The sequence below is a fragment of the Pseudomonas massiliensis genome, from assembly GCF_000826105.1.
In the GTDB taxonomy this organism is placed as follows: domain Bacteria; phylum Pseudomonadota; class Gammaproteobacteria; order Pseudomonadales; family Pseudomonadaceae; genus Aquipseudomonas; species Aquipseudomonas massiliensis.
The window spans coordinates 2,190,286-2,215,564 of sequence record NZ_CCYK01000007.1 but is presented as its reverse complement, the minus strand read 5'-3'; the positions used below and the strand labels follow the sequence as shown (position 1 = coordinate 2,215,564).

21 protein-coding genes and 1 pseudogene are annotated in these 25,279 nt (G+C 59.9%); 11 read left to right on the top strand and 11 right to left on the bottom strand.

The features are described 5' to 3' along the window. Positions 1–258: 258 nt before the first annotated feature. The 3 genes from BN1188_RS20780 (at position 259) to BN1188_RS20770 (ending at position 4,166) form a co-directional block, all read left to right on the top strand. Positions 259–1,227 (top strand): LysR family transcriptional regulator, encoded by a 969-nt coding sequence (locus BN1188_RS20780; RefSeq protein WP_040263623.1) that lies wholly within the window; start codon positions 259–261, stop codon positions 1,225–1,227. A gap of 110 nt (positions 1,228–1,337) precedes the next feature. Then, entirely contained in the window at positions 1,338–2,717 is a 1,380-nt protein-coding gene (locus BN1188_RS20775; protein ID WP_052469424.1) for an MmgE/PrpD family protein, read from the top strand. Between the two features lie 213 nt (positions 2,718–2,930). After that, the gene (locus BN1188_RS20770; protein WP_040263622.1) at positions 2,931–4,166 is read left to right on the top strand and encodes an aromatic ring-hydroxylating oxygenase subunit alpha; all 1,236 of its coding nucleotides are present in this window, start codon (positions 2,931–2,933) and stop codon (positions 4,164–4,166) included. A gap of 441 nt (positions 4,167–4,607) precedes the next feature. Here the strand turns inward: BN1188_RS20770 and BN1188_RS20765 are convergent, their stop codons facing one another. Beyond that, positions 4,608–5,534 carry a 2-hydroxyacid dehydrogenase gene (locus tag BN1188_RS20765; RefSeq protein WP_040263620.1) on the bottom strand — a complete coding sequence of 309 codons (927 nt, stop codon included), beginning with the start codon at positions 5,532–5,534 and terminating at the stop codon, positions 4,608–4,610. A 105-nt stretch (positions 5,535–5,639) separates the two neighbouring features. Then, positions 5,640–6,719, bottom strand: a complete 1,080-nt coding sequence (locus BN1188_RS20760) for a tartrate dehydrogenase (protein WP_040263618.1) — start codon at positions 6,717–6,719, stop codon at positions 5,640–5,642. 107 nt (positions 6,720–6,826) lie between these two features. Between BN1188_RS20760 and BN1188_RS20755 the strand changes: the two genes are divergently transcribed. The 3 genes from BN1188_RS20755 (at position 6,827) to BN1188_RS20745 (ending at position 10,755) form a co-directional block, all read left to right on the top strand. Continuing rightward, the gene (locus BN1188_RS20755; RefSeq protein ID WP_040263616.1) at positions 6,827–7,738 is read left to right on the top strand and encodes a LysR family transcriptional regulator; all 912 of its coding nucleotides are present in this window, start codon (positions 6,827–6,829) and stop codon (positions 7,736–7,738) included. A 219-nt stretch (positions 7,739–7,957) separates the two neighbouring features. Beyond that, a complete protein-coding gene (locus tag BN1188_RS20750; RefSeq protein ID WP_052469423.1) occupies positions 7,958–9,007 on the top strand; it encodes an ABC transporter substrate-binding protein in 1,050 nt (349 codons plus the stop codon). Positions 9,008–9,021: 14 nt separating this feature from the next. Next, on the top strand, positions 9,022–10,755 hold the full coding sequence (locus BN1188_RS20745) for a GMC family oxidoreductase (RefSeq protein WP_040263615.1): 1,734 nt from the start codon (positions 9,022–9,024) through the stop codon (positions 10,753–10,755). Between the two features lie 15 nt (positions 10,756–10,770). On the opposite strand, the gene BN1188_RS20740 is transcribed toward BN1188_RS20745, so the two are convergent. Beyond that, positions 10,771–12,198, bottom strand: a complete 1,428-nt coding sequence (locus tag BN1188_RS20740; protein WP_040263614.1) for an aldehyde dehydrogenase family protein — start codon at positions 12,196–12,198, stop codon at positions 10,771–10,773. A gap of 144 nt (positions 12,199–12,342) precedes the next feature. Between BN1188_RS20740 and BN1188_RS20735 the strand changes: the two genes are divergently transcribed. From BN1188_RS20735 to BN1188_RS20720, 4 genes are all read left to right on the top strand, one after another. Continuing rightward, entirely contained in the window at positions 12,343–13,290 is a 948-nt protein-coding gene (locus BN1188_RS20735) for a LysR family transcriptional regulator (protein WP_040263613.1), read from the top strand. A gap of 138 nt (positions 13,291–13,428) precedes the next feature. Continuing rightward, positions 13,429–14,133, top strand: a complete 705-nt coding sequence (locus tag BN1188_RS20730; RefSeq protein ID WP_040263612.1) for an HAD-IA family hydrolase — start codon at positions 13,429–13,431, stop codon at positions 14,131–14,133. 57 nt (positions 14,134–14,190) lie between these two features. Next, on the top strand, positions 14,191–15,474 hold the full coding sequence (locus tag BN1188_RS20725) for an NAD(P)/FAD-dependent oxidoreductase (protein ID WP_040263609.1): 1,284 nt from the start codon (positions 14,191–14,193) through the stop codon (positions 15,472–15,474). Positions 15,475–15,479: 5 nt separating this feature from the next. Continuing rightward, the gene (locus BN1188_RS20720) at positions 15,480–16,199 is read left to right on the top strand and encodes a cupin domain-containing protein (protein WP_040264432.1); all 720 of its coding nucleotides are present in this window, start codon (positions 15,480–15,482) and stop codon (positions 16,197–16,199) included. Between the two features lie 94 nt (positions 16,200–16,293). Here the strand turns inward: BN1188_RS20720 and BN1188_RS20715 are convergent, their stop codons facing one another. The 8 genes from BN1188_RS20715 to BN1188_RS20680 all read right to left on the bottom strand — a co-directional run bounded on the left by BN1188_RS20715 (position 16,294) and on the right by BN1188_RS20680 (position 24,719). Beyond that, positions 16,294–16,785 carry an Lrp/AsnC family transcriptional regulator gene (locus BN1188_RS20715; protein ID WP_040263607.1) on the bottom strand — a complete coding sequence of 164 codons (492 nt, stop codon included), beginning with the start codon at positions 16,783–16,785 and terminating at the stop codon, positions 16,294–16,296. Positions 16,786–16,823: 38 nt separating this feature from the next. Next, positions 16,824–17,510, bottom strand: coding sequence for an HAD family hydrolase (locus BN1188_RS20710; protein ID WP_040263605.1), 687 nt, complete (start codon positions 17,508–17,510; stop codon positions 16,824–16,826). Positions 17,511–17,594: 84 nt separating this feature from the next. Further along, positions 17,595–18,893 (bottom strand): 4-aminobutyrate--2-oxoglutarate transaminase, encoded by a 1,299-nt coding sequence (gabT, locus tag BN1188_RS20705; RefSeq protein WP_040263604.1) that lies wholly within the window; start codon positions 18,891–18,893, stop codon positions 17,595–17,597. A 193-nt stretch (positions 18,894–19,086) separates the two neighbouring features. Next, a complete protein-coding gene (locus BN1188_RS20700; protein ID WP_040263602.1) occupies positions 19,087–20,178 on the bottom strand; it encodes an ABC transporter ATP-binding protein in 1,092 nt (363 codons plus the stop codon). Between the two features lie 139 nt (positions 20,179–20,317). After that, positions 20,318–21,778 carry an NAD-dependent succinate-semialdehyde dehydrogenase gene (locus BN1188_RS20695; protein ID WP_040263600.1) on the bottom strand — a complete coding sequence of 487 codons (1,461 nt, stop codon included), beginning with the start codon at positions 21,776–21,778 and terminating at the stop codon, positions 20,318–20,320. Between the two features lie 143 nt (positions 21,779–21,921). Further along, entirely contained in the window at positions 21,922–22,716 is a 795-nt protein-coding gene (locus BN1188_RS20690; RefSeq protein WP_084596313.1) for an ABC transporter permease, read from the bottom strand. Next, entirely contained in the window at positions 22,716–23,642 is a 927-nt protein-coding gene (locus tag BN1188_RS20685) for an ABC transporter permease (RefSeq protein WP_040263598.1), read from the bottom strand. Before BN1188_RS20685 ends, BN1188_RS20690 begins: the two co-directional genes overlap by 1 nt. 24 nt (positions 23,643–23,666) lie before the next feature. Further along, the gene (locus BN1188_RS20680; RefSeq protein ID WP_040263596.1) at positions 23,667–24,719 is read right to left on the bottom strand and encodes an ABC transporter substrate-binding protein; all 1,053 of its coding nucleotides are present in this window, start codon (positions 24,717–24,719) and stop codon (positions 23,667–23,669) included. 281 nt (positions 24,720–25,000) lie between these two features. On the opposite strand from BN1188_RS20680, the pseudogene BN1188_RS22065 reads away from it, so the two are divergent. Then, a pseudogene (locus tag BN1188_RS22065) lies at positions 25,001–25,212 on the top strand (transposase); the annotation flags it as partial. Between the last annotated feature and the right edge of the window lie 67 nt (positions 25,213–25,279).

The following is a 25,279-nucleotide window of genomic DNA, read 5'->3' as shown; positions in this document are numbered from 1 at the left end:
CCTTTTGTTATTTTTCAGCCTAGGAAATGAGGCGTTTTTTCAATCTATGCGCATCCACCAAGCGCTTCCAGCAACATTTACAGGCACGAATGGATAACCTGTCGTTATGAAAAACTATGGCCGGACCCGCTGTGTTCAGGAGAGCGTCTCAAAGCGGCGCGAGTGTCCTGGCAGCGACCGTAACAGTGGCCGTGCCAAGCGGCTTTGCGCTAGGCTCCCGGCGCAATTTAGCCCAGAGGCATTCGACGAGGCTCCTAGATGTCCAAACACGTTGATCCGGACACCGTACTGCTGACCATGCCCTCGTTAAGGGCGGTCAAGGCGTTCGTAGCTGCGGCGAAATACCAGAGCTTCACCCGGGCCGCGGAGGCACTGTGCGTTTCGCAGGCGGCAATCAGCCGCCAAATCCGTGACCTGGAAGGTTTTCTCGGAACCAAACTGTTCAACCGTGTAGGGCGTACCGTGGAATTGACCAGCACGGGCACGCTCTTCTTCGATGCGGCGCAGTTATCCTTCGTGAACATTGCGCAGGCCGCGGAACGCATCCGCCACAGCCGCGCTGAAAAACGCGTATTGACAATCTGCTGCTCCCCCGCCTTTTCGGCTCTATGGCTGTCAAACCACTTCCCCGAGTTCTTCGCCCAGAACCAGGACATCGGTTTGAACATCATCACCAGCCAGAATTTTCTCACCATGGAGCCTGGCGCCGAACCCGACATTTTCATTACCAAGATTCTTGCCATAAGGGAGGGGTACCGGAGTTATCCGCTGTGCTACGACATCATCTATCCGGTCTGTTCGCCCCAGTACCTCCAGCAAAACCCTGGAATCACTCATCTGAAGGGCGTATACGACAGCGCTCTGCTCGACTTGAGTCCCTACGGCCGCTCGCAGGTTGCCGAACATGTGGATTGGGGCGTGTGGCTGGCATTCCAGGCGGTCGATCTGGATGATCGCTCCCGCGCCAGCCCGCAGATATTCCATGCCAATGATTACAACCTGCTCATAAGCCTGGCGCTGACCCACCAAGGTATCGCCTTGGGTTGGAATCATTTGGTTGCGCGCCAGGTCGAGCTAGGCGCATTGGTTCGCCCCATCAAAGAGCAAGTGGTGTTGCGAAACAGCTGGCATTACGTTGCTTGCCGCGAGAACAGTGAAAACGAAGATGCCGTTCGCCGATTCCGAGAATGGATACTCAGCAAGTTTTCTCGCCATCCCTCTGGTTAACCACCGGTTATCGTCTCTACGGCAAAAAAGTCGCTCGTTTGGTATCGGCGGGGGCGTCATTGTAGGAAGTGGAGCAGCCCGCTCCGGTTAGCCATACAAGGAGGGAGTGGATGTCGCTTTTTGAGTATTGTCGTGAGTTTGATTTCTCCCAGGCCCCCGTTCATACCCAGGGAATTCTCAGAAAAAGCCTGCTGGACCTGCTAGGTGTCATGGCGGGGGCGGTAGGTAACGATACGAGCCAACGAATCTATCGATACGCTCAGGTCAACTATCCGGCTGGTGGCTTCATGAGCCGCCTGCCTTTCGATGGCCGTCGCGTAGGCGTACTCGGCGCCGGGTGGGCTGGCGGATTCATGGCCGACAGCCTCGATGCTCACGAAGGCCACTTCACGTCCAAGGGGCACGCGGGCGCCACGGTCGTCCCCGCGGTGTTGGCCCTGGCTGATGCTCTTCAGCGTCAAGGCAAGCCTATCAGCGGTCATGAACTCCTGAGCGTGCTTTGCCTGGGCTATGAGACCGCGTTGAGGGCGGGCGTGGCCTTGATGGCCACTTCGCCCACTTACCATGCGTCAGGAGGGTTTTCGGCTATCGGCGTCGTCTGCGCGGGCGCCCGCATGCTGGGCTTCGATGAAGCGCGGTTTCGTCATGCCCTGGGCATAGCCGAGTACTTTAGTCCCCGTTGTCCGATGATGCGCGTGGTTCAGGCACCGACCATGCTTCGCGATGCTCATGGCGCCGGTGCGTTCGTGGGCCTGAACGCGCTTTTGATGGCCCGTGAGGGTCTTACCGGTGCTCCTGCCGAAACCATTGAAGGCCAGGACGTGGCACCGTATTGGCATGACCTGGGCAAGCGCTGGGAAATCGACAGCCAATACTTCAAGCCCTGGCCTGTGTGTCGTTGGGCTCAGCCTGCGCTTACGGCAATGCTCGCGCTGCGCCAAGCCAGGACCGATCTGACCGCCCAGAGCATCCACTCCATACGGGTGGAAACCTTCTATGAGTCCATGTGCCTGCAAGGGCACCGGCCAATGAACGCCGATGAAGCCCAGTATGCCTTGGCGTTTCCCTTGGCTGCGCTGGTTGTCAGAGGACAGGTCGGACCAGCTGAGGTCACCGGTGCATCCATCGAAGCGCCAGACATCCTAGCCATGAGCGCTCGCATCGAAGTTGTGGAGGCCGCGGACATCTCCGCGCGATTCCCAGAGGAAATCCTTTCTCGTCTGGTGGTAACGCTCAAGACCGGGGAAGTGCTTGTATCACCGGTTACAGCGGCCAAGGGCGACCCGAACAATCCTATGAGTCCGGAGGAAATCAGCCGCAAGTTCGATCTCTTCGCAACCACGACCTTGGGCGTCGACCACGTTGAAGCCGTCAAGCGCGCTGTAGTGGGGCTTGGCGAAGCCAAGGACGCGATCTCAACGCTCGGTGCGGTGTTCAAACCGGCCAGGGGGTTGAAGACGGATGCCGCTAAAGTCGCAAGCCCAAGCTGAGCCGCCATCGGACTGTCCGTGGATAACCTCAGCGCATCCTTTGTCTGTGCAAAATGTCGTTTGTGGTTTCTCAAGAAAGGGGTATAGCCTGCAATTCGGCTGTTTCGCCTCCGGCCTGTCAGCCACAGGTCATCCAGGTATCTTTATAACAACAACGATTCGAGTCTTCTTCTATTCGCCACTGCCCACGTACTCGAATGTCTGGAGGAAACAATGAATTCTACCCAAGCCGTGATAGACCTGATTGCCAAGCGCAAACCGCGCCATGCGTTGCCACGAGAGTTATACAGCGCGCCGGAGGTGTATCGTCAGGACCTGGAGCAGATATGGCATCGGGATTGGGTGTTCGCCGGCCATACGTTTGAAATTCCCAAGGCTGGGCAGTATTTTACCCTGCAGATCGGGGATTATCCCGTTGCTGTCGTTCGCGGCAAGGACGGGCAGGTACGCGCGTTCCATAATGCGTGTCGCCATCGCGGCGCCAAAGTTTGCGAAGAAGCCCAGGGCAAGGTGGCCAAGATGGTTTGCCCCTATCATAAGTGGACCTTCGAGCTAGATGGCACGCTTCTGTTCGCCGGCAATATGGGTCAGGATTTCGACAAAACGCAATACAATCTCAAACCGGTACACTGTGAGATCGTACAGTCGTACATTTATGTCTGCGTTGCCGCCAAGGCACCTGATTTCGAAGCGTTCCGTACGGCGGTAACTCCTTTCGTTGCTCCGCACTTCCTGGAAGATTGCAAGGTCGCTTTCGAGTCCAATTTGGTCGAGCGCGGCAACTGGAAGCTCGTATTTGAAAATAACCGTGAATGTTTCCATTGCGACGGTACCCATCCCGAGTTAATGAATTCCTTCGTTGAAAATCTGTCGGTAGCTGGCGTAGGCGGCGACGACGATCCAGAATTGTCCGCGCATTGGGCACGTTGCGAGCTCGCAGGCATGCCCAGCCGCCTGGTCATGGACATCAATGGGCGGTTCCGGATGACTCGCATTCCGCTCTCCGCCGGTGCGGTCAGCTACACAATGGATGGTAAACCGGCGGTAAACGGCCGCTTGGACAAGAGCGGCGAAGCCGATATAGGCGCGCTTCTGTATTTCAACTACCCTTCAACATGGAATCACTTTCTAGGTGACCATGCGCTCAGTTTCAGGGTGCTCCCGCTGGGGCCCAATGAAACGCTGGTCACTACCAAGTGGCTGGTGCCCAGTACAGCCGTGGAAGGGGTCGACTACGATCTGGATCGCCTCACCAAGGTATGGCTGGCTACCAATGATCAAGACCGCAAGCTGGTCGAGGGCACCCAGATGGGGGTTAATTCACCATCCTACGAACCAGGCCCTTTTTCGGAGATTGCGGAAAACGGGGTCTGCCAGTTCGATGACTGGTATTGTTCGACCATGCTTGACCGTCTGCGCGGGCCGATTTCACTTAAATCAGTAGGCTAACGCAAGAACGCGGCCCCTGTTACTCCATGCAGCTTCGTGCGGAGTAATCAGTAATATCATATGCAGCCCGAACGGCTTCACACATGCGGGCTGCAATCCATAAGAATCTTGGCTATGAAGGGTATATGGATAGCGCAACTGCCAACCGAGGCGATACCTTAAGGTACCGGCGACGTAGTATGTAGCCGGCCAACTCAGTGGCTAGAACCATGATAGGTTACACCACTCCTTGGGACACGATCGTAGACCGCTACATGGACACTCACGCGGATTAGTTGCATCACTACATAGTCACCTCGGTATTTGTCGGCAATTCGCTCCGGAGCGCACATCGCGCCGATAGCTTCCATTTGGCAGGATGAGCCACATTAGGTTGTGAGCCCAGCGGTGACCCTGCATAGCATTTCGTGGCCGTCAAAGACGTGGCTGTATCGCAGGGGCTTAATAGCCCCGTTGCCGATCGATACAGCCTTGCAAACACTCGCCGCGTTGATGGCGCCTGATGTTCTCCAGCAGGCTGTTGAATGCGCTTTGAGGCGCCGTCATCGCGCCAATATGCGGCGTCAGCCAAATGAGTGGGTGCGTCCAGAATGGATGATTCCCCGGCGGAGGTTCATCCCCGAGGACATCCAAAATGGCATGGCTTAGGTGCCCGCCATCAAGGGCTTCAAGCAGATCGTTCTCTTGGAGATGCGCTCCACGGCCGAGATTGACGAGGCTGGCACCTACTGGCAGAGCGGCCAGGGAGTTCGCGTTGAGAATGCCACGTGTGTCGTCGGTCAACGGCAGCAGGCATACCAGGATGTCGCATTGCCTCAGGAATGCGTGTAGGTGGGCATCGCCGGCGTAGCATTCCACCCCAGGCAGGGATTTCTGGGACCGGGACCACCCGCTGAGCCTGAAGCCGAAGGGCCGTAAGCTCTCCAGCACCGCCCGCCCCAGGTTGCCCAGCCCCATTACGCCTACCCGTCGTTGAGCGGCAGGTACCAGGGCATGGGGTTGCCAATGCTTGAGCGTCTGTTGGCGCTGGTACATCGGGATCTGCCGATGAAGAGCGAGAACGGCGAAGCAGGCGTATTCCACGATGCCTTGGGCGATGCCTGGGTCCAGCATGCGCACCACTTCAATGGCCGGAGGCAACAGGCTCAGATCAAACTGATCCACTCCCGCGGACGTCGCGAAAATCACCTCGAGGTTGGGGAATTTTTCGTGCAGTCCCTGAGGCGGTTGCCAGGCGGCAAAATAGCGCACCTCCTGCGGGTCGTCGATCTCTGGCCAGAAGCGGACATCCAGCTCAGGTGCGTGGGTTTCGAACAAGGTTTTCCAGGCGGCGGCGCGGGCATCGTCGACTTTGAACACAAGGGCCATGGCAGTCTCGGCGGGGCAGGTTTGAGCACTCACGATGCCAGATCCGCACGCCACAATCTCCCGTATCGCGGATGGTATACGGGAGACTCTATGCTATTGCCGGGTTCAGACCGCAGCCGCGATGGCCTTGCCCAACGCCTCGGTATTCCCGGTGCCGCCTATGTCTGCGGTGAGCGGGGCGTTCTCGGGGCCCATGGCCAATACCGCTTCGATGGCAGCGACGACGTCGGCACCGGCTTCGGGGTGGCCCAGGTGCTCGAGCATCATCGCGCCGCACCAGATTTGCCCAATGGGGTTGGCGATGCCCTTGCCAGCGATGTCCGGCGCCGAACCATGCACCGGCTCGAACAGGCTGGGGAATCGGCGCTCCGGGTTGATGTTGGCGGACGGCGCGATGCCGATGGTGCCAGTGCAGGCCGGGCCCAGGTCGGACAGGATATCGCCGAACAGGTTGCTTGCCACTACCACGTCGAACCAGTCGGGGTGCAATACGAAGTTCGCAGTCAGAATGTCGATGTGGTACTTGTCCACCTTTACGTCAGGGTAGTGTTCGCCCATGGCCGCGACCCGCTCATCCCAGTACGGCATGGTGATCGCGATGCCGTTGGATTTGGTCGCCGAAGTCAGGTGCTTCTTGGGGCGTTTCTGCGCCAGTTCATAGGCGAACTTCAGAATGCGATCCACGCCCACTCGGGTCATCACCGTTTCCTGCAACACGATCTCGCGCTCGGTGCCGGGGAACATCTTGCCGCCGACGCTGGAGTATTCGCCCTCGGTATTCTCCCGTACCACCCAGAAGTCGATGTCTCCCGGCTTGCGATTGGCCAGGGGGGCTTTCACGCCTGGCATCAGTCGGCAAGGGCGCAGATTGACGTATTGATCGAACTCGCGGCGGAACTGCAAGAGCGAATCCCAAAGGGAAATATGGTCCGGCACGACGTCGGGCCAGCCTACGGCGCCGAAGTAGATCGCATCATAGCCCTTGAGCAGGTCGAACCAGTTGTCGGGCATCATCTTGCCGTGGGCCAGGTAATAGTCGGCGCTGGCGAAGTCGAACCAGTCCCAGCGCAGCTCGATGTCGTGCCGCGCGGCAACCGCATCGAGAACACGCACGCCCTCTGGCATCACCTCTTTGCCAATCCCGTCGCCGGGGATCACCGCAATCTTGTACTGGGCCTTGCTCATGGTTCGACTCCTGGGATTGATAGGGCACGCAGCTCAGTGTATTGAATGACCAGTGATTAACAATCAGCTATTCAAGAAAGCCATTCTTGGATTTATGGAAAGAATCAATGAGCGCAATCGATGACCTGAGTTTCTTCCAACAGGTAGCCAGTCGGGGCAGTCTCACTGAGGTTGCGCGCCAGCTGGGGCTGTCGCTACCGGCCGTCAGCAAGCGCCTGAGCCAGCTTGAGGCACGGCTGGGCGTACAGTTATTACAGCGCACCACCCGCAGGCTTTCGCTCACCCCCGAAGGCTCGTTGTACCTGGAGGGCGGCCGGCCGATCTTGCGCCAACTCGAAGAATTGGAAAATGCCCTGACCAGCCAGCAGTTGAAGTTGCAGGGGCGGCTGCGCATCAATGCCACCCTGGGGTTCGGTCGCCGACACTTGGCGCCGGTGGTTTCCAGTTTCGCGCGCCTTCACCCGGAGCTGGCGCTGTCTCTGGAACTCACGACCCAGCCCGTGAGCCTCCTCGGCGATGAGTTCGACCTGAGCATTTGCATGGGAGAACCCCCGGATTCCCGGTTGATTGCTGTTCGCCTGCTTCACAACCCACGGATTTTATGTGCGGCTCCGGAATACCTTGAAGCTATGCCTCCCTTGAGGAGCGTGGCGGATCTGGCGCGCCACAACTGCATCGTGCTTCGCCAGTTTGGCAGTGACTATGGTATCTGGCGCTTCCACCGGGGCGGGCAGGACTACGCCCACAAGGTGAATGGCACTCTGTCGAGCAATGACGGTGAAGTGGCACTGCGTCTGGCACTAGATGGACACGGCTTGATCATGCGCTCCCGCTGGAATGTGCAGGAACACCTGGATAGCGGCCGTCTGCATGCGGTGCTGGTCGATTACCAAACGCCCCCGGCTGATGTGTTTGCGATATATCAACACCGCCGCCACATACCGCGGCGTATTTCCGAGTTTGCACGGTACCTTGGCCAGGAACTCGCCAAGCGCTTGCCGTTCGCGGCGATCGAGTAAGACCACAATGGTCATATTTGACGGGCCTATCCCAACAGGCATGATTTGAAAGCATGGCTCGCCTGACTATTGGTGCATTGTCCATGGCCGTCTCGCTCTTGTAACGTTGATGCGGCCACACCCCCGAATAACAACATCAGGTTAGCCCCCGAGCGGCCGCCAGAATGAGCACCGCTACTCCGACACTGCCGAATTGACCTCCCTCCAGGATGATTTGCCATGAAAACCTTGTCCGTTGCTCAAGTGTTCGGTCCGGCCCTGTCCCTGTTGGCGTTTTCGGTAGTGGGAAGCGTGCCCGCACTGGCCGATCAAATCACGTTTGTGTCCCAAGGGGGCAGCTACCAGGAGGCGCAGACGAGCGCCATTCTGGACCCCGCCGCGAAAGTGCTGAACATCACCATCAAGCAGGACAGTGCGCCGGATGCCTGGCCCATGGTCAAGGCCCAGGGCGAAGCTAAAAAACCGGTGTGGGATGTGATCGATACGCCGCCATCCAACTGCGTGCGCGGGGGGAACGAGGGCCTGATCGAGCCGCTGGACCTGTCCAGAATGCCTAACGTGCAGAATATGCCCGCCCAGTACCGCACCCCCTGGTCGGTCGCATACGAGTTCTATTCTTCGGTGATCGGCTACAACACCAAAACCCTCAAGAAGGTGCCTCACACCTGGGCCGAGTTCTGGGACGTCAAGAACTTCCCAGGTACGCGGGCGCTGCGCAATGACCCCATGAGCACGCTCGAGGCCGCGCTTCTCTCCGACGGGGTCCCGAGGGACAAACTCTATCCGCTAGACGTCGATCGTGCCTACAGGCGCCTTGAACAGATTAAGCCCGACATTGCCGTGTGGTGGAGCTCTGGCGGGCAGTCGGCACAATTGCTGGCCGACGGCGAAGTCGACATGCTGATGATCTGGAATGGCCGCGCCAGTGCTGTGCAGAAAACCAACCCAGAGGTAGGTTTCACCTACAACGATGGGCTATTACAGAACACCCAGCTGTGCATCCTGAAGAACGCTCCCAATTATGACGCCGCCGTCAGGTTCGTGAACGAGGCGCTGTCGCCCCAATTCCAGGCCAATCTGCCCCTGTATATCGACTACGGCCCAGGCAACCCGGCCGCGTTCGGTACCGGAAAGATCACGTCCGAGCGGGCCAGCCAGTTGCCAAGCTCGCCAGATAATGCGGCTCGTCAGGCACTTATGTCGGAAGAGTGGTGGGCCTCTGCCGCCGGCATCGCCGCCAAGGACCGTTGGCTCAAGTTCGTGCAGTAAGGAGGAGGATTGCCATGATCGATTATTTGATCCTCGGCGGCGGTTCGGCCGGCTGCGTGCTGGCCGCGCGGCTTAGTGAAGATCCTGAAAAACAGGTGTGCCTGATTGAAGCGGGGCGGGACATTTCGGCAAATCATATGCCGGCCGCTATCCGCAGCCGCTATCCAGGCCGGGCGTACCTGGATGTACGCAACATCTGGAAGCGTCTGACGGCAACCATGCGTCAAGGCGACCAGACACGCCGCTACGAGCAGGCGCGGATACTCGGCGGTGGCTCTGCGATCAATGCGCTGATGACCAACCGAGGCGCCCCAGCCGATTATGATGAATGGGAGGCCCTCGGCGCCCAAGGTTGGAACTGGCAAGCGTGCCTGCCGTACTTTCGCAAATTAGAGAACGACACCGACTTTGATGGGCCGGCATCGGAAACACTGCACGGACAGGACGGCCCTGTACGGATCCGTCGCACACCTGCGCACCGCCTTTCACCCTTCGTGAAGAGCGTGATGCGGGTGCTGGGCCAGCAAGGGTTCGAGCATAAGCCTGACCAGAATGGCCTATGGGAAGAGGGCGTCTACGTTGGGGCCATTGGTGTGAGCGAGCAGGGCGAACGCATTCCGACCTCGGTCTGCTACCTCACCGAGGAGGTGCGACGCCGCGCCAACCTTACCGTGCGTACCTGTTGCCTTGTAGACAAGGTGATTGTCAGGGAGGGCTGCGCCGTTGGAGCCAAGTTCATCACGCAGCAAGGCTATAATGAGTCGCTGATGGCACGGCAGGTGATCGTCTGTGCTGGCGCGATTCATACACCGGCAGTGCTCATGCGCAGCGGCATCGGCCCTGCCGAGCACCTTCGTTCCCTGGACATATACCCCGTCGCCGACCTGCCAGGTGTGGGCGCGAATCTTATGGAGCATCCATCCATCGCGGTGTCGGCGCTGCTCACTCGAAGCGGCCGTACGCCATTCCCTGCCGAGCACCACGAGCAAGCCATCATGCGATTTTCGTCCGGGCTGGCCGATACGGTGCCCTGCGACATGCACGGGGCCATCCTTTCCCGTTCAGGTTGGCATTCAATCGGCTACCGGATGGGCACGCTGTTTTTCTGGGTAAACAAATCCTATTCCCGGGGCCATGTGCGGTTGACTGACCGCGATCCTCATGCGGAGCCAGAGGTGTGCTTCAACATGCTCAGCGATCCGCGGGATGAGGCTCGCCTGCAGCAAGCGCTGCGTCTTGGCGCGCAAACCCTTAATGCCAGTGGCATGAGCAAGGCATGCAGCGTGGTATTCCCGTCCAGCTATTCGCCACGGGTAGCCAAGGTAGCCATGCCGGGTCGATTCAATGCTCTGCAGCGCGGCGCTCTGAGCCTATTGCTCGACATAGCGGGCCCCCTGCGGGGTTGGCTGATACACCGGTTGGTGACCCAGGGCGTAACCATGCAGCGCTTGCTGGCCGACGACATTGCCCTGAGCCATTTCGTGAAACGCAATGTTGGCGGTACCTGGCATCCGTCCGGTACCTGCCGGATGGGGCGCAGCAGCGATCCCATGGCAGTGACCACCGGTGATGGCAGGGTTATTGGGGTTCAGGCCTTGCGGGTGTGCGATGCGTCGCTGATGCCGTCGATCCCCTGCGCCAATACCAACGTACCTACTATCATGATCGCCGAGCGGCTGGCTGACATGATCAAGGCGCAGGCGCTGGCCGCAAGCATGGGCACTGTGCATGCCGAGCCGCAGCATTGAGTCGAGCGAAGGGGCTCAACAGCCCCAGCCCACGATGCCTTTGGTTTCGAGAAATGCCTCCAGCCCCCACTCGGCGTATTCCCGACCATTGCCCGACTGCTTGTAACCGCCGAACGGCGCTGCCGGGTCCCAGGCAGGATCGTTGATATACACGCTGCCGGCGCGCATTTTCAACGCTATCTGCCGGGCTCGCTCGAGGCTGGCCGATTGCACATAGGCCGCAAGCCCGAACACGCTGTCATTGGCCATGCGCACAGCTTGTGCGTCATCGTCGTAGGGTTGAATGACCAGCACTGGCCCAAATACCTCCTCCCGCGCGATCGTCATGTCGGCCGCTACATTAGCGAATACCGTGGGCTGCACGTAGTAGCCTTCAAGCAAGTCGGCGGGGCGCCCCAATCCTCCACACACCAGGCGCGCGCCTTCGGCTATCCCCTGGGCAATCATTCCCTGGATGGCTTGGTACTGGCGTGCGCTGATAACCGGGCCAAGGGTAGTGGCGGGATGTTCGGGATTGCCGAGGACATGCGAGCGTGCGACGCCGCTGGCGATCTCCGCCGCCTGGTCATGTAGCGCCGCTGGTACCAACATACGCGTGGGCGCGTTGCACGACTGCCCACTATTGTTGAAACAGCTGTTCACCCCGGCGGTGACTGCGGCGACCAGGTCGACATCATCCAAGAGGATGTTGGCCGATTTGCCACCCAGTTCCTGATGGACTCGTTTGACCGTGGGCGCCGCCAGTCGAGCGATCTCGACCCCAGCCCGGGTAGACCCAGTGAACGACACCATGTCGACCAACGAGTGGGCGGCCAGTGCCGCGCCTACCGTAGGGCCATCGCCATTGATCAGGTTGAACACGCCAGGCGGCACCTGCGCTTCGTGCATCACTTCTGCAAAGAGCAAAGCATTCAGGGGTGAGACTTCGCTAGGCTTGAGCACCATGGTGCACCCGGCCGCCAGGGCTGGACCGACCTTGCAGATGATCTGGTTGATCGGCCAGTTCCATGGGGTGATGAGCGCCGCCACCCCGATGGGCTCCTGAACAATCCGCGTAGTTCCGCGCATGCGCTCGAAGGGGAAGGTTTCGAGGGTCAGCAGCAGTTGCTCGAGGTGGCGCTTGCCGATGCCGGCTTGCCACTCATGGGCCAAGGACGCTGGCGCGCCCACTTCCAGCATGACTGCATGGGCAATTTCATCGTAACGCCCCATGAATGCTTCGAGCACCCGCTGAAGCAATCGCTTGCGCTGTGCAGGCGAGGTGCTGGCAAATGCAGGAAAGGCGTCGCGGGCGGCTGCTACTGCGGCATTCACATCGGCCAGGTTACCCATGGCGATTTCGGTCAGCGGTCGCTCGGTGGCAGGGTTGATCACGGAAAGGCGGTCCGCACCCCGGGGCGCGACCCAGCGGCCGTCGATATAGAATTTCAGGGGATCATGCATAGCAGGCGGGCGCTCCCAGGACGAAGATGACTAAGTGCCCGGGACGACAGTGGAGTGCCGACCTGACACGGTGCCCGGCAGAATAGGTGGCGTTTTTGGCCCGTGGCAATTTACTAATAGTTTGTCAGGTCATAAACTCAGGTAATGTCTACCCTACGTCGTAAAGTGCCCAGTTCGGGTTCCCTGTTTGTCTTCGAGGCCGCCGCCCGGTGCGGCAGTTTCACTCGTGCGGCCGATGAACTATGTGTCAGTCAACCGGCCGTCAGCCGTATGCTTTCGCGTTTGGAAGAACACCTGGGCGTGCGGTTGTTCGAGCGGGTGCATGGTGGCGCAAGGCTCACCGAAAGCGGGAGCCTGCTGTACCGTCGGGTACAGGAAGGCTTCAGTACCATTGAATCGGCCATCAGCGAAATCGAAGCCCGGGCCACCGGTATCGAGACGGTAACGCTGTCGGTTTCCACGGCCTTCACCACCCACTGGCTGATGCCGCGGATGAGCCGTTTCACCGAACGTTTCCCAGCCGTGGACATGCGTTACCAGCTGATGGCCGGGCGCATTGGCGGCCCGCTGGTGGATGTGGACCTGGGCATGCGCTACCTCGAAGCCGGTAGCCTGAAAGCCGCGGATACCTTGGTGTTGCCGGAGTTTACCTTGCCGGTATGCAACCCTCACTACCTTGCCGAGGTCGTGCAGGCCAAGCGCCGGGGCGTTATCCCGACCGTCATCGGTCTCGATCATCAGGACCGCGCCTGGGCGGCTGCTTTCCGCGCGCCGGGGCGCGCGGATAACGCGTTGGAGTTTTCCGATTATGCGGTGGTAGTGCAGGCGGCACTGCTGGGCCAGGGCGTGGCGTTGGGCTGGTTGAACGTAGTGTCCCACGCCTTGTGCAAAGGCGAGCTGGTGCCCGCACCGGGCATACCGCAGGTACATTCGCGGCTTTGTTGCCTGGTAGTGCCAGGCCATCGCCCAGTACGCCCGATCGTGGAAAACGTGCGCCAGTGGATCATCGAAGAAATGCGTGCCGACATGCTCCAGATCGATGCGCTATATCCCCAGTTGAAGCTTTCCAGCCTGCTTGCAGGTGCCCTCTAGCACGGGCGGAACGCCCTCGTTGGAAAAACAGTAGGTTATGCCTTCGGGCCAGACCAAAACAAAATATATGGCGCGGGCATGGGCCGATAATGGGGCGACCCAACAGTCATACCTCACGACTTTCTTGCGGAGCGCCCTATGTCCTTCAAGCAGTTCAAAGCCTTGACCTTCGATGTGGTCGGTACCCTGATCGATTTCGAAGCCGGAATTCTCGCTCATGTGCGTGAGGTCGCAGGCGACGCGGGCAAGGCCTGCAGTGACGACGACATCCTCGCGGCTTACCGCGAGGCGCGGGCCTCTACCGAATCCGGCTGGTGGCCCGATGACCTGGAGCGCTGCTACCACGTCATGGCCGCCAAGCTGGGCCTGCCGGACAACGATGACCACGCCAAGGGCCTGGCCCAGGCGGTAAGAAACTTTCCGGCATTTCCCGACTCGGTGGAAGCGCTCAAACGCCTGCGCAAGCACTTCAAGCTGGTTGCTACCACCAATTCGCAGCTCTGGGCCTTGAACCACATGGCCGAAACACTTGCCCAGCCATTCGACGTACGGGTGACGGTGGACGATGTGCGCTTCGAAAAGCCCGACCCGCAGTTTTTTGCCTACACCCGAGGGGTGCTGGCCACACAAGGCATTCTGTTCGAAGACATCCTCCACGTTGCTCAGAGCCAATACCACGACATTGGCGTGGCCATGCGCCTGGGCTACCAGACATGCTGGATCGAGCGTCGTTTCGACAAGAAGGGCACTGGCGGTACGCTGGAGTCTGAACGCACCGAGCCGCACTACCATTTCACGTCGCTGGCCCAACTGGCCGACGCCGTAGAGAAAGAGTTGGGCTGAGACCTGCGCGCCTGGCATTACCGGGCGTATGCCTTCTTGCTTAGCCGAGACGCTGCCATGACTGTTCAGAGCTTGTGGGCGGCCACCGCCCAGCCCGCGCCTGCGCTGCAATCGCTCTACGGCGAGCGGCAGTGTGACGTGGTTATCATAGGCGCCGGCTACACGGGCCTTTCAGCCGCGTATCACATCGCCCAGAGCGGTCGCGAACCCGTGATCGTGGAAGCCAACACCTTGGCCTGGGGCGCTAGTGGACGCAATGGTGGTGTGGTGTCGCCCAAGTTCCGGGTAGGTTTTCCCACCCTGATGTCGCGCTTCGGCCGTGATACCGCCTTGCACCTGTACCATGCCGGCCACGCTGCCGTGAACAGCCTGGTCGAGATGGTGCAGACCCTGCGCATTACCGATGCAAACCTTCACATGGGCGGCCATATCGCCGCAGCGCACAATGTTCATGCCTTGGCAGGGCTCGAAGCGACCGCCAACTGGATCAAGCGAGAAACCGGCGGCGCCTCCTCCGTGATGGTATCGGCCGGACAAGTACGAGAAATGACCGGCACGGCGATCTTTTCCGGAGGGCTGCTCACCTCCGGTGCCGGCGGCATACACCCCCTGAATTACGCCCGTGGCATCGCCCGTCATCTGGTGGGCCGCGGCGTCAAGCTGTTCACCGAAAGCCCGGCACAAAGGGTAAGTCACCAGAACGGCCGCATAGTGGTGCATACACCCACAGGCGCCGTGAGCGCCCGCCACGTGATCTACGCCACCAATGGCTATTCCGACCAGACGCGGCTGACCCAGACCCTGCATCAGCGGCTGATTCCGTTTCGCAGCGCGATCATCGCCACCGAGCCGCTCCCACCGCAGGTGCTCGACAGGCTGATGCCGGGCGGGCAGGTGTGCGGCGATACCAAGCGCATGTTGCGCTGGTTCCGGGTAGTAGGGAATCGCCTGATCTTCGGTGGGCGGGGCGCTTTCGGCAAACACGATTCTCAGAGCGCCTTCGACGACCTGCGACGCAGCATGGCGGTGGTGTTCCCGGTGCTGGAGGATGTACCGATCGCCTATAGCTGGTCAGGCCTGGTGGCGATGACCCTGGACTACTTGCCTCACGCCGGTCAGCTCGATGAGCGCAGCTACTACGCCATCGGGTACAACGGCGGAGGCGTCGCTATGTCTACCTGGATGGGCAAGCAGCTGGCGGCCATGACGGCGGGCGAAAAGGTACAGCTTGGCTTGCTCGCCGGCGATGGCTTCAATCCCATTCCACTGCATGCCTTCCGTGCCCCAGGGGTTCGCCTGGCAGCGGGCTGGCAGCAGTTTCTCGATGTAATAGGCCGATGATAACCATGCAGCTCAAGGCTCCCATCCTGCATTTTTCCAACCCGCGCGAACGCCGGACGTTGCCCGAGCTGGCGTTCACCCTGCGCGATGACCCACTGGGAATCGGGCGTGTGGTCAACCTGCGCGATCCCGATGGCCGTTATGCAGCAGGCAGCTGTACGAGCGAAGAGGTGGACATTCAGCTCTACAGCTTCCCTTGGGTGGAGCTGAGCATCGTGGAGGCGGGGACGCTATACCTGCAGGGGGATGACTTCGAGCTCGAGCTTTCGGCGGGTGAGTGCGTCGTGGTCCCCCGTGGCGTCGATCTACGTTGGCGGCATACCGGTCAACTGAAGCGTGTGTTCATGGCGTTTCCGATGCTGGACGCCAGCGCCCAGATGCCCCTTGTACCGCTGAAAATCGACCTGGCGCAGCCACTCCCACCCTGTGATCCGCCGGCGGTCAGCGTGTTGCTGACTCCTGCACCCCGCGCCTGGAGCCAGACCCTTTTTACCGCGGGCACCTTGCGCATCGGGCTATGGCAATGTGAGGCGTATACTCGCCGGCAGGTCGAGCCTGGTTACAGCGAGCTGATGTTCATCCTTCAGGGCGCCGTGACGCTGACCTCTGAACACGGCGATCACTACCAGGTGGGGATGGGTGAAACCATCATGGTGCCCCAAGGCGCGACCAACGCCTGGACCAGCGACGATTGCGTGCGGAAGGTGTTCTGTATCCTGTCTTGAGCTATTTCGTAAGGTAATGCTTCGTGATGGCCCCATGCAGCGGCGGGCCGGTTGCATGGGCTAGGAGATTCACCTACCCGCATTTCAAATGCCGTCAAACGGCCCGCATCAGGCTACGCACTGGCACGGTACTTTTGACCACTGGCGACTTGATCACGATATAGCTGAAGTACTTCTCGATCCCGAGATTTTTGTCCAGGATCGACTCCATCAGTTCCTGATAGTGCTGGATGCTGCCGCACAAGAACCGCACCAGGTAGTCGTAGCCACCACTGATCAGGTGGCATTCGAGCACTTCATCGATGTTTCGAATGCTCGATTCGAACTTCACGAAGTCAGCACGCTTGTGGTCTTGCAAGGTGATTTCGGTGAAGACAGTCACCGAGTTGGCGAATTTCGACAGGTTCACATGGGCTTCATAGCCGCTGATATAGCCGGCAGCTTCCAAGCGTTTTACCCGCTGCAAGCAAGGGCTGGGGGAAAGGCCGACGGCCTCGGCAAGGCTTACGTTGGTCATGCGACCATCTTTTTGCAGTTGGACCAGAATGTTGATGTCGATGCGATCAAGCTTGGCGGCGGCGTCCATTGGTCAATCCTCGCAATGTGGAATCCGGTCAGTCGTTTTCAGGCGTGCAATGCTTTCTGATGGGCATGGGCCAGGTCGGCGAGGCTGGCGTATTCACAGCGCTTGCCGTCCATTGCCTGAGGCGAATGGTTCCACGGCGGGTTATGGCCGCGGCGTAGGGTACACAGCGGAAAGTCGACCCGATCCACCCAGGGGTCGTCGCTTTCAGTGCTGCGCACCGGTAACAGTTCCGATCGCTCCAGCCCCAAGTGCTGCAAAGCCTGCTCCAGGCTGCCGTGCCAGTTCAGGGCGCTGGGTTCGACGATCGCATCGAACTCCAACGGCAAGCGGCGGCTCAGGGCGGCAACATCAATACCTTGTGGTGGGGCGACCAGAATCAGACGGTAGAACTTCTTCAGATACTGGAGCGCGCCAGGTGCGTCTTCGTAGACTGGCCAATGGGCGGATGAGCTACCGAAGGCCACACTTTCGTCCCACTCCGGAGCAACCTGCAAGAGCTGCGCCACCTGCTGGTAGAGCTGGCCATGGAAGGCTGTAGAAGTTGCCTGAGCGGCGGGGCAGGCAAGCATTCGCGCTACCTGTCGATAGACGGCGAGCAACTGAGTATCGTCCATCGCGGATCGGCCTTGCACCGCCAGGGGTCGCAGGCCCTCGAGTATGCCCCGTTCACGGTCAAGCACCGTGCCCACAGAAAGGCCCAGCGCCTTGTAATGAGTAACTTTCATGGTGGCTCCTCGAAGGCCGTGCCAGCGCCGCTTCTTTTGGCCCAGGCCCGGCCCGGTAGGGAGACGCAGGGCAGGGAGGTAGGCTTACTGGTTTACACAGGCTGCCGCCAGCGCGGTGTCCAGCATCCCCAAGGCTTCGTCCAACTGGGCAGGCGTAGTGACCAGGGGGGCGAGAAACCGCACGACGTTGCGATGCACGCCGCACTTGATCACCAGCAGCCCGGCAGTACGGGCGTGATCGATCACCCGTTGCGCGAGGCCCGCATCCGGGCTTTGCGAGTCGTCGCCAGCGACCATTTCGATGGCTTGCATGAAGCCCAGCCCGCGCACATCCCCAATGCGCGGGTAGCGTCGCTGCAAGGCGCGTAGGCCGTCCTGCAGCTGCATTGCCAGCGCCTTGGCCTGGCCGAGTAGATCCTGCTCTTCGAACAGATCCAGCACGGCCAGTGCTGCGGCACAGGCCACAGCGTTGCCACCGTAGGTGCCTCCCAGGCCACCTGGCGTAGGGGCGTCCATGATCGCTGCACGGCCCACCACCCCCGACAGCGGCATGCCCCCGGCCAGGCTTTTGGCAACTGTGACCAGGTCGGGCTGAATACCCGCGTGCTGGAACCCGAACATGCTGCCGGTTCGGCCGAAACCGGCCTGGATTTCATCCAGGATCAACACGATGCCATGCTCGGTGCAACGGGCGCGCAGGGCCTGCAGAAAGGCCTTGGGCGCTGCCAGGAAGCCGCCGTCGCCTTGTACCGGTTCGATGATGATGGCGGCCACGCGATCGGGCGCCACGTCGGTGGCAAACAGGGTGTCCAGCTCGGCCAGTGCGTATTCACTGCTGATGCCCCGGTAAGCGTCAGGGTAGGGCGCATGGTAGATCTCGGCGGGGAAGGGGCCGAAGTTCTGCTTGTACGGCTGGCTCATTCCGGTCAGGGTCACACCCAGCAAGGTCCGTCCATGGAAACCGCCCCGGAAGGATATAACCGCTGTGCGATTAGTGTAGCCGCGGGCAATTTTCACGGCGTTCTCTACCGCCTCGGCACCCGAGGTGAACAGCACGGCCTTGTAGTGCTCGCCACCACCTACCAATGCGTTCAAGCGGGCGGCCACCTGGATATAATTTTCGTAGGCCACGACTTGGAAACTCGCATGGGATATTTCGCCCACCTGGCGACGCACAGCCTCTACCACTCTGGGGTGGTTATGCCCGACGTTGAGCACACCGATGCCGCCCACGAAGTCCAGATAGCGCTTGCCATCGACATCCCATAGCTCCGCGCCCTGGGCTCGTGCGGCCACCAGCGGGTGGGCGGTGGCAATACCGCGTGGTACATGCTGATCGCGCAGCGCCAGCAGGCGATGGTTCTCTGTCAATGCAGAATTCATCTCGATCTCCGTGAACGCCGAAGGTGGCATTTGATGTGATCAGGATAAGGCGTCGCCGGAATCACAAGCGCTGAAGTTGAGCCGCCTCGCGCTGTGATTGACTGTTTCATGAAGGGAGCACGACATATTTCACTGTGACGGTAGGAGCGCTCGCTGCCGTCTTGCCATTACCAGGGGCGCGGACGCGATCGGGTCAGCCTTCGCAATGACGAGGGACCACGATGGTGTCTTCAGGATGCAAACGCATCGACATCGGTGAGCCGATAGGGGGTAGGCTCAGGTTGCCTTCGTGATGGCTGGGTTGGCGCAGGCTTACCGTAGGGCCGCCGTCGAGGTCCACGAACACTTTCAGGCTCTCGCCCTGGAAAACGATGTCGGAAACGCGGCCGCGCAGGCGGTTCCATTCGGGTCCGGCACTCTCGTTGTCCAACAACAGCTTTTCCGACTGCAAAGCCAGGAACACGTCGCCCGAGGGCGGCACCGGTCGCGTGGTGCGTAGTAGTGTAGCGCCCAAAGCCAACGCATCGCCTGCTGAGCGTTGCAGTGGCACCAAGGTGCTTTCCCCAATGAAGCCTGCAACGAAATCGCTGGCTGGATAATCGTGCAGGCGCCGTGGGGTATCGACCTGCACCAGTTGCCCGCCGCGCATGATCGCGATGCGGTCGCTCATGGTCAGGGCTTCGCGCTGGTCATGGGTGACGTAAATCATGGTGGCGCCCAAGCGTTTGTGCAGGGCGCGCAATTCGATCTGCATGGTTTCGCGCAGCTGTTTGTCCAGTGCCGACAGGGGCTCGTCCATGAGGATCAGCTTGGGCTCGAACACGATGGCACGGGCCAGCGCAACCCTTTGGCGCTGGCCGCCCGACAGGGCAGCGATGTTGCGGTCTTCGTAGCCCGACAACTCGACAGTCGCCAAAGCGTTTTTCACCCGGTCCCGGCTCTTGCTCGGGCTTTCACCCCGGGCGCGCAGCGGGAACGCGACGTTTTCCCCAACAGTCATGTGCGGAAACAGGGCATAGTTCTGAAACACTACGCCAATGTCCCGCTTGTGTGGTGGCATCAAGGTCACGTCACGCTCACCGAAGAAGATATTTCCTGAACTGACCCGAATGAACCCACCGAGGATGCTCAACAAGGTGGTTTTGCCCGACCCCGAGGGGCCGAGCAATGACATGAATTCGCCCGCCTCGACCTTCAGGTCCACTTTGTTCAGGGCGCTGAGGCTGCCGTAGTGTTTGCACACCTTGTTGATGCTGACCGATTCAAACCCTTCAGTGAACTTCATGCAGCGCCTCCTCTGCGGAACGGGAGATTGCCCGAAACCCTTGCCTGTCATCTGAACACAGGCCAGTGCCTGGTTCGTGCCGTTTTAGGCGGCCGGGCCAACAGCTTATGCTGTTGCCGGCCACCTATCTGCTTTAGCGTCAACCCAAGCCACCGATGTGCCAGGCCTTCACTTCCAAGAACTCATCCAGGCCATATTTGGAGCCCTCGCGCCCCGTGCCGGATTGCTTCATACCGCCGAAGGGCGCCACTTCCATGGAGATGATCCCGGTATTGAGGCCGACCATGCCGAACTCCAGTTGCTCACCCACGCGCCAGGCACGGCGCAGGTCCCGGGTGAAGTAGTAGGCTCCAAGCCCATAGGGAGTGGCGTTTGCCAGTTCCAGAGCCTGGGCTTCGTCACTGAAGCGGAACAGCGGGGCGACCGGGCCGAACGTTTCCTCAGTCGCGAGCAACATCTGTGCCGTGGCGTCGCGCAAGACGGTAGGTTGGACATACAGGCCTTCACCCTCGGGAGCGCCGCCAATGGCGATACTGGCGCCTTTGTCGACCGCATCGCCAATATGCCGTCCTACCTTGTCCACCGCAGCGGCGTTGATCAACGGGCCAATGGTGACGCCGTTTTCCATGCCGTTACCCACGTTAAGCTGCGCGACCGCGGCGCACAGGCGTTCGGCGAAGCGGTCATAGATCCCCTCCTGCACGAGAATGCGGTTGGCGCACACGCACGTTTGCCCCGCATTGCGAAACTTGCTTTGCATCACCCCGGCGACAGCCAGATCCAGATCGGCATCGTCGAACACAATGAACGGCGCATTGCCGCCCAATTCCAGGCTCAGGCGCTTGACGGTCGGGGCGCATTGGCTCATCAAGAGCTGGCCGACACGGGTTGACCCGGTAAAGGACAGTTTGCGCACCGCGGGGTTGGCGGTCATCTCACCTCCCACGCCCGCTGGCAGGCCAGTAAGTACATTGAAGACACCCGCCGGGATGCCTGCCCGCTCTGCCAGTACTGCCAGGGCCAGCGCAGACAGCGGGGTCATTTCCGATGGTTTGACCAATACCGTGCAGCCAGCCGCCAATGCGGGCGCGCATTTGCGGGTGATCATGGCGTTAGGGAAGTTCCAGGGAGTGATGGCAGCGACCACACCGATGGGTTGCTTGAGAACCATGATGCGGCGATCGGCGGTAGGCGATGGGATGGTATCGCCATAGACACGCCGGGCTTCTTCGGCAAACCATTTGACGAAGCTGGCGCCGTACGCGATTTCTCCACGGGATTCGGCCAGCGGCTTGCCTTGCTCTGCTGTCATGATCAGCGCGAGGTCTTCCTGGTTGGCCATGATCAATGCGAACCAGGCCTCCAGATACCGGGCTCGGTCCGCGGCAGGTACCTCTCGCCAGCTGGCGAAGCGTGCCTGGGCAGCCTCGATGGCGTGGCGCGTTTCGCTTGCCTGGAGCGCGGGCACCCGGGCAATTACACTGCCAGTGGCGGGATTGGTGACGTCGATCGTGGCCCCATCATCAGCGTCGATCCAGACGCCATTGACGTAGGCGCGTTCAACGAGCAGAGAAGGGTCACGCAGTTGGGCTTTCAACATGATGGGGCCTCGGGGTCCGAACGATGGCCCATTGTAGAAACCACGCCTCGATAGCCGATGCCGAGATCAGCCATGAGGCGGGTGTTAGCTGCTGAAATGCACCGCGTGGCGGCAGGCTGTGCTGGCCGCCGTCGCGCTGTCAGTCAGGCCGATTTGTTGCGCCCGGCCACTGCCACCAGAATCAGCGAGGCCAGAATGAGGATCGAGCTGATCGCCGCGATGGTAGGGTCGATTTCGTCACGCAATGCCGTGAACATCCTCTTGGTAAGGGTCTGGTTGTCCCCACCGGAAATGAAGAGCGCGACCACTGTTTCATCCAGAGAAGTGATGAATGCGAACAGCGTCGCCGACACCAGGCTCGGCTTGATCTGGGGTAGGGTCACCGCCATGAACGCGCGGAAGCGATTCATGCCCAGGCTGCGCGCAACCATTTCCTGAGACATGTCGAAGTTACGCAAGCCCGCCAACAGTGCGATGATCACATAAGGCAGCGCGAGCATGATGTGCGCCAGCACCAGCCCGGTGAGCGTGCTGATCAACCCCACCCGGGCGTAAACGAAGAATACGCCTGCGGCAATCAGGATGATCGGGACCATCATGGGTAGCAACAGGATGATCTGTAGCGTGCGCACCACTTTCAATGAGGAGGTGTTGATGGCATAGGCTGCTGCCATGCCGATCGGTAGGCTGGTCGCCATGGTGAAGAACGCCGTGATCAGGCTCACCCGCGCTGCCGACATCCATTCCGCGCTATTGAAAAACGCTTCGTACCAGTGCAATGACCATTGCTTGGGGGGAAATTGCAGAAAGCGTGCCTCGGAAAACGACATGGGTACCACGATCAACACCGGAATGATCAGATACAACAGGATCGCCACCACAACGATCGTGAAAAGTACGTGGGACGCTCGTAGGTCCCGCAGGTTGGCCAGGATCATTATCGTGCTCCCAGGATCCGTTCGATGGGGATAAATCGATTAATGCCCCAGAAGATCAGGAACACCACCAGCAGCAGGATCAAGCCGACAGCGCTGGCGGCACCCCAGGCGTGGTAAAGCTCCACGTTGCGCTGTACCAGCATTGACACCAGGATGGTACGGCCGCCGCCCAGCAATTCAGGCGTGATGAAAAAGCCTAGGCAGATCACGAAGACCAGTATCGATCCCGCCATGATGCCGGGTGCGGTCATGGGCAAAAACACCCTGCGGAAGGTATAGAACGGCTTCGCGCCCAGGCTTTCGGAGGCTTGCAGCAAATCCTGGGGGATTTTCTTCATCACCGAATACAGCGGCAGCACCATGAACGGCAGCATCACATGCAGCGTGCCGATGACCGTGCCGGTGGTGTTATGCATGAGGTTGAGGGGCTGGTCGATGATACCCAGGTCAAGGAGAGTCTGGTTCACCAGGCCGCGCCGTTGCAGCAGTACCAACCAGGCGTAAGAGCGAACCAGCACGCTGGTCCAGAAGGGCAGTATCACACAGATAAGCACCAGGTTGGCCCAGAAGCCATGGAGGCGTGAGGCGGCATAGGCGATGGGAAAGCCCATGATGATCGACAGCACTGTCACCAGGAAGCTGATCTTGAAGGTAAGGACGAAGGTGTCCCAGTAGATGGCTTCCTGGAAGATCCTGGCATAGTTGGCCAGGGAAAAGCCTTCTTCGGTCTGCACCGACTGAAACGCCAGCCAGCACAGAGGCAGTATCAGCAGTACCACCACCATTATCAGCGCAGGCGCGAGTAGCAATAACATCGAGGCATGTTCCCGGCGCGTTTCACGTGCCAGGGCATGGGCATTGCTCAAGGGCGATTGGCCCTGGTCGCTCGAGCTGGGAAAAGGCTTGGCGAGATAGGCGTTGGACATGGAAACCTCTCAACAATGGCGAATTCACTTGCCTTGCACAAAGGACAGCCAGCGCTCTTCGGCCTTTACCCCATCGGCGGATGCCCACCATTGAGCCGACAACACCGCCTGGCGCGCCAGATTGGCGGGAGACGAGGGGAGTTTTGCCTCGCGATCAGGCGGAATTACACCGGTCTTGAACGCTTCGGGATTCAAGGGGCCGTAATCGATGATCATCGGCAGCGCAGCCTGGAGCTTTGCGTCGATGGCCTCGTTGACGAACTTCATCGCCGCAGCCTTGTGTGGCGAGCCCTTCACCACGCACAGGGAGTTGGTTTCCAGCACACCCTGGTTGTAATCGAACGCCACCGGCGCGCCGGCCGCTTGTACGGCACTGATACGGCCGTTCCAAGCCTGGACCATGTCCACTTCGCCGTCGCTGATCAACTGCGCCGATTGCCCGCCGGAAGTCCACCAGGTCGCGATATTTGGCTTGATCTGTTCCAGCTTGTTGAACGCGCGATCTACATCCATGGGGTAAAGCTTGTCGGGCGGCACCCCATCGGCCATCAAGGCAATTTCAAGAGTAGGCCGGGGAAGATTGCGAAGGGACCGTTGGCCCGGGTACTTTTTGGTGTCCCAGAAGTCGGCCCATGTCTTGGGCCCGTCATTACCTTTGAAGGCATCGGTCCGGTACGCCAGCACGGTGGAGTAACTGATATACCCCACGCTGTAGTCGTCTTTGAGGCTGGCAGGAAGCTGGGCGGCGTTGGGAATCAAGGCAAGGTCAAGTTTCTCGAACAGCCCTTCGGTTTCTCCGCGAAGGCAGTCGCCGGTTGGCAAGTCCACCACGTCCCAGGTCACCTTGCCGCTCTGCACCTGGGTTTTGATGATGGGGTAGGCCTTGGGTGAGCTGTCCTGTTTGAGCGTAAGGCCGAGCTTCTTGGCTGCCGGCTCCAGGATCGCCTTGCTTTGCGCCTCTTGGTAAGCGCCGCCCTGGGAGACAAAGGTGATGTCTTCGGCCAGGGCATGCCCGATGCCACCGATGCCGGGCCCCAGGCTTGCAAGCATGAATGCTGTGACACGCAGTTTAGTCATGGAGAGACCTTCTGTAGGTTGGCAGAATTCATGGATAGCGACGGGATTAGACGATTTGTTAGGGCCCGCCTGCCTAATGTACTTAATGAGCGACGGACAAAGCGCTGGTAAAATGCTGGCGAAAAAGCGGTTTATAGCGAAAGTAGCGGCCCTTTTGGCAGATCGTGTCCCTGGAAGTGGTGTAACTGAACCAGCCGAAAGCGACCAAGGGCGAAAGAGGGTCATCGTGGTTCTTGGCTAACGTTGGGTTTGCGGACTCAACCTTCACCAGAGAAACCCCGATGATCAAGTCCACTATCACATTGACCGAGCTGGTTGAGAAAGGGGCAGACGCTGATCTGCTCAAGCAATGATCCAGTTCGTTGCCCAGCGCATGATGAAGTTTGACGTCGAAGGCCTGTGCGGCGCCGGTTTCGATGTAAAAAGATCAGACCGGAAAAGCAGTCGCGATGGCTACCGTAATCGCCTTTGGCAGACCCGTGCGGGCGATGTATTCGGCTTACTTTTCTGATGTCCACTCAGGCTCACGGGGCGGGTCCGCAAAATCGCATGTCGACTGC

Excerpts from the sequence above, each read along its gene's own strand:
- BN1188_RS20680 (WP_040263596.1), bottom strand. The coding sequence starts at position 24,719 with ATGACTAAACTGCGTGTCACAGCATTCATGCTTGCAAGCCTGGGGCCC.
- BN1188_RS20770 (WP_040263622.1), top strand. The coding sequence starts at position 2,931 with ATGAATTCTACCCAAGCCGTGATAGACCTGATTGCCAAGCGCAAACCG.
- BN1188_RS20720 (WP_040264432.1), top strand. The coding sequence starts at position 15,480 with ATGCAGCTCAAGGCTCCCATCCTGCATTTTTCCAACCCGCGCGAACGC.
- BN1188_RS20760 (WP_040263618.1), bottom strand. The coding sequence starts at position 6,719 with ATGAGCAAGGCCCAGTACAAGATTGCGGTGATCCCCGGCGACGGGATT.
- BN1188_RS20745 (WP_040263615.1), top strand. The coding sequence starts at position 9,022 with ATGATCGATTATTTGATCCTCGGCGGCGGTTCGGCCGGCTGCGTGCTG.
- BN1188_RS20775 (WP_052469424.1), top strand. The coding sequence starts at position 1,338 with ATGTCGCTTTTTGAGTATTGTCGTGAGTTTGATTTCTCCCAGGCCCCC.
- BN1188_RS20735 (WP_040263613.1), top strand. The coding sequence starts at position 12,343 with ATGTCTACCCTACGTCGTAAAGTGCCCAGTTCGGGTTCCCTGTTTGTC.
- BN1188_RS20690 (WP_084596313.1), bottom strand. The coding sequence starts at position 22,716 with ATGATCCTGGCCAACCTGCGGGACCTACGAGCGTCCCACGTACTTTTC.
- BN1188_RS20750 (WP_052469423.1), top strand. The coding sequence starts at position 7,958 with ATGAAAACCTTGTCCGTTGCTCAAGTGTTCGGTCCGGCCCTGTCCCTG.
- BN1188_RS20730 (WP_040263612.1), top strand. The coding sequence starts at position 13,429 with ATGTCCTTCAAGCAGTTCAAAGCCTTGACCTTCGATGTGGTCGGTACC.
- BN1188_RS20755 (WP_040263616.1), top strand. The coding sequence starts at position 6,827 with ATGAGCGCAATCGATGACCTGAGTTTCTTCCAACAGGTAGCCAGTCGG.
- BN1188_RS20695 (WP_040263600.1), bottom strand. The coding sequence starts at position 21,778 with ATGTTGAAAGCCCAACTGCGTGACCCTTCTCTGCTCGTTGAACGCGCC.
- BN1188_RS20725 (WP_040263609.1), top strand. The coding sequence starts at position 14,191 with ATGACTGTTCAGAGCTTGTGGGCGGCCACCGCCCAGCCCGCGCCTGCG.
- BN1188_RS20765 (WP_040263620.1), bottom strand. The coding sequence starts at position 5,534 with ATGGCCCTTGTGTTCAAAGTCGACGATGCCCGCGCCGCCGCCTGGAAA.
- BN1188_RS20780 (WP_040263623.1), top strand. The coding sequence starts at position 259 with ATGTCCAAACACGTTGATCCGGACACCGTACTGCTGACCATGCCCTCG.
- BN1188_RS20710 (WP_040263605.1), bottom strand. The coding sequence starts at position 17,510 with ATGAAAGTTACTCATTACAAGGCGCTGGGCCTTTCTGTGGGCACGGTG.
- BN1188_RS20700 (WP_040263602.1), bottom strand. The coding sequence starts at position 20,178 with ATGAAGTTCACTGAAGGGTTTGAATCGGTCAGCATCAACAAGGTGTGC.
- BN1188_RS20715 (WP_040263607.1), bottom strand. The coding sequence starts at position 16,785 with ATGGACGCCGCCGCCAAGCTTGATCGCATCGACATCAACATTCTGGTC.
- gabT (WP_040263604.1), bottom strand. The coding sequence starts at position 18,893 with ATGAATTCTGCATTGACAGAGAACCATCGCCTGCTGGCGCTGCGCGAT.
- BN1188_RS20685 (WP_040263598.1), bottom strand. The coding sequence starts at position 23,642 with ATGTCCAACGCCTATCTCGCCAAGCCTTTTCCCAGCTCGAGCGACCAG.
- BN1188_RS20740 (WP_040263614.1), bottom strand. The coding sequence starts at position 12,198 with ATGCATGATCCCCTGAAATTCTATATCGACGGCCGCTGGGTCGCGCCC.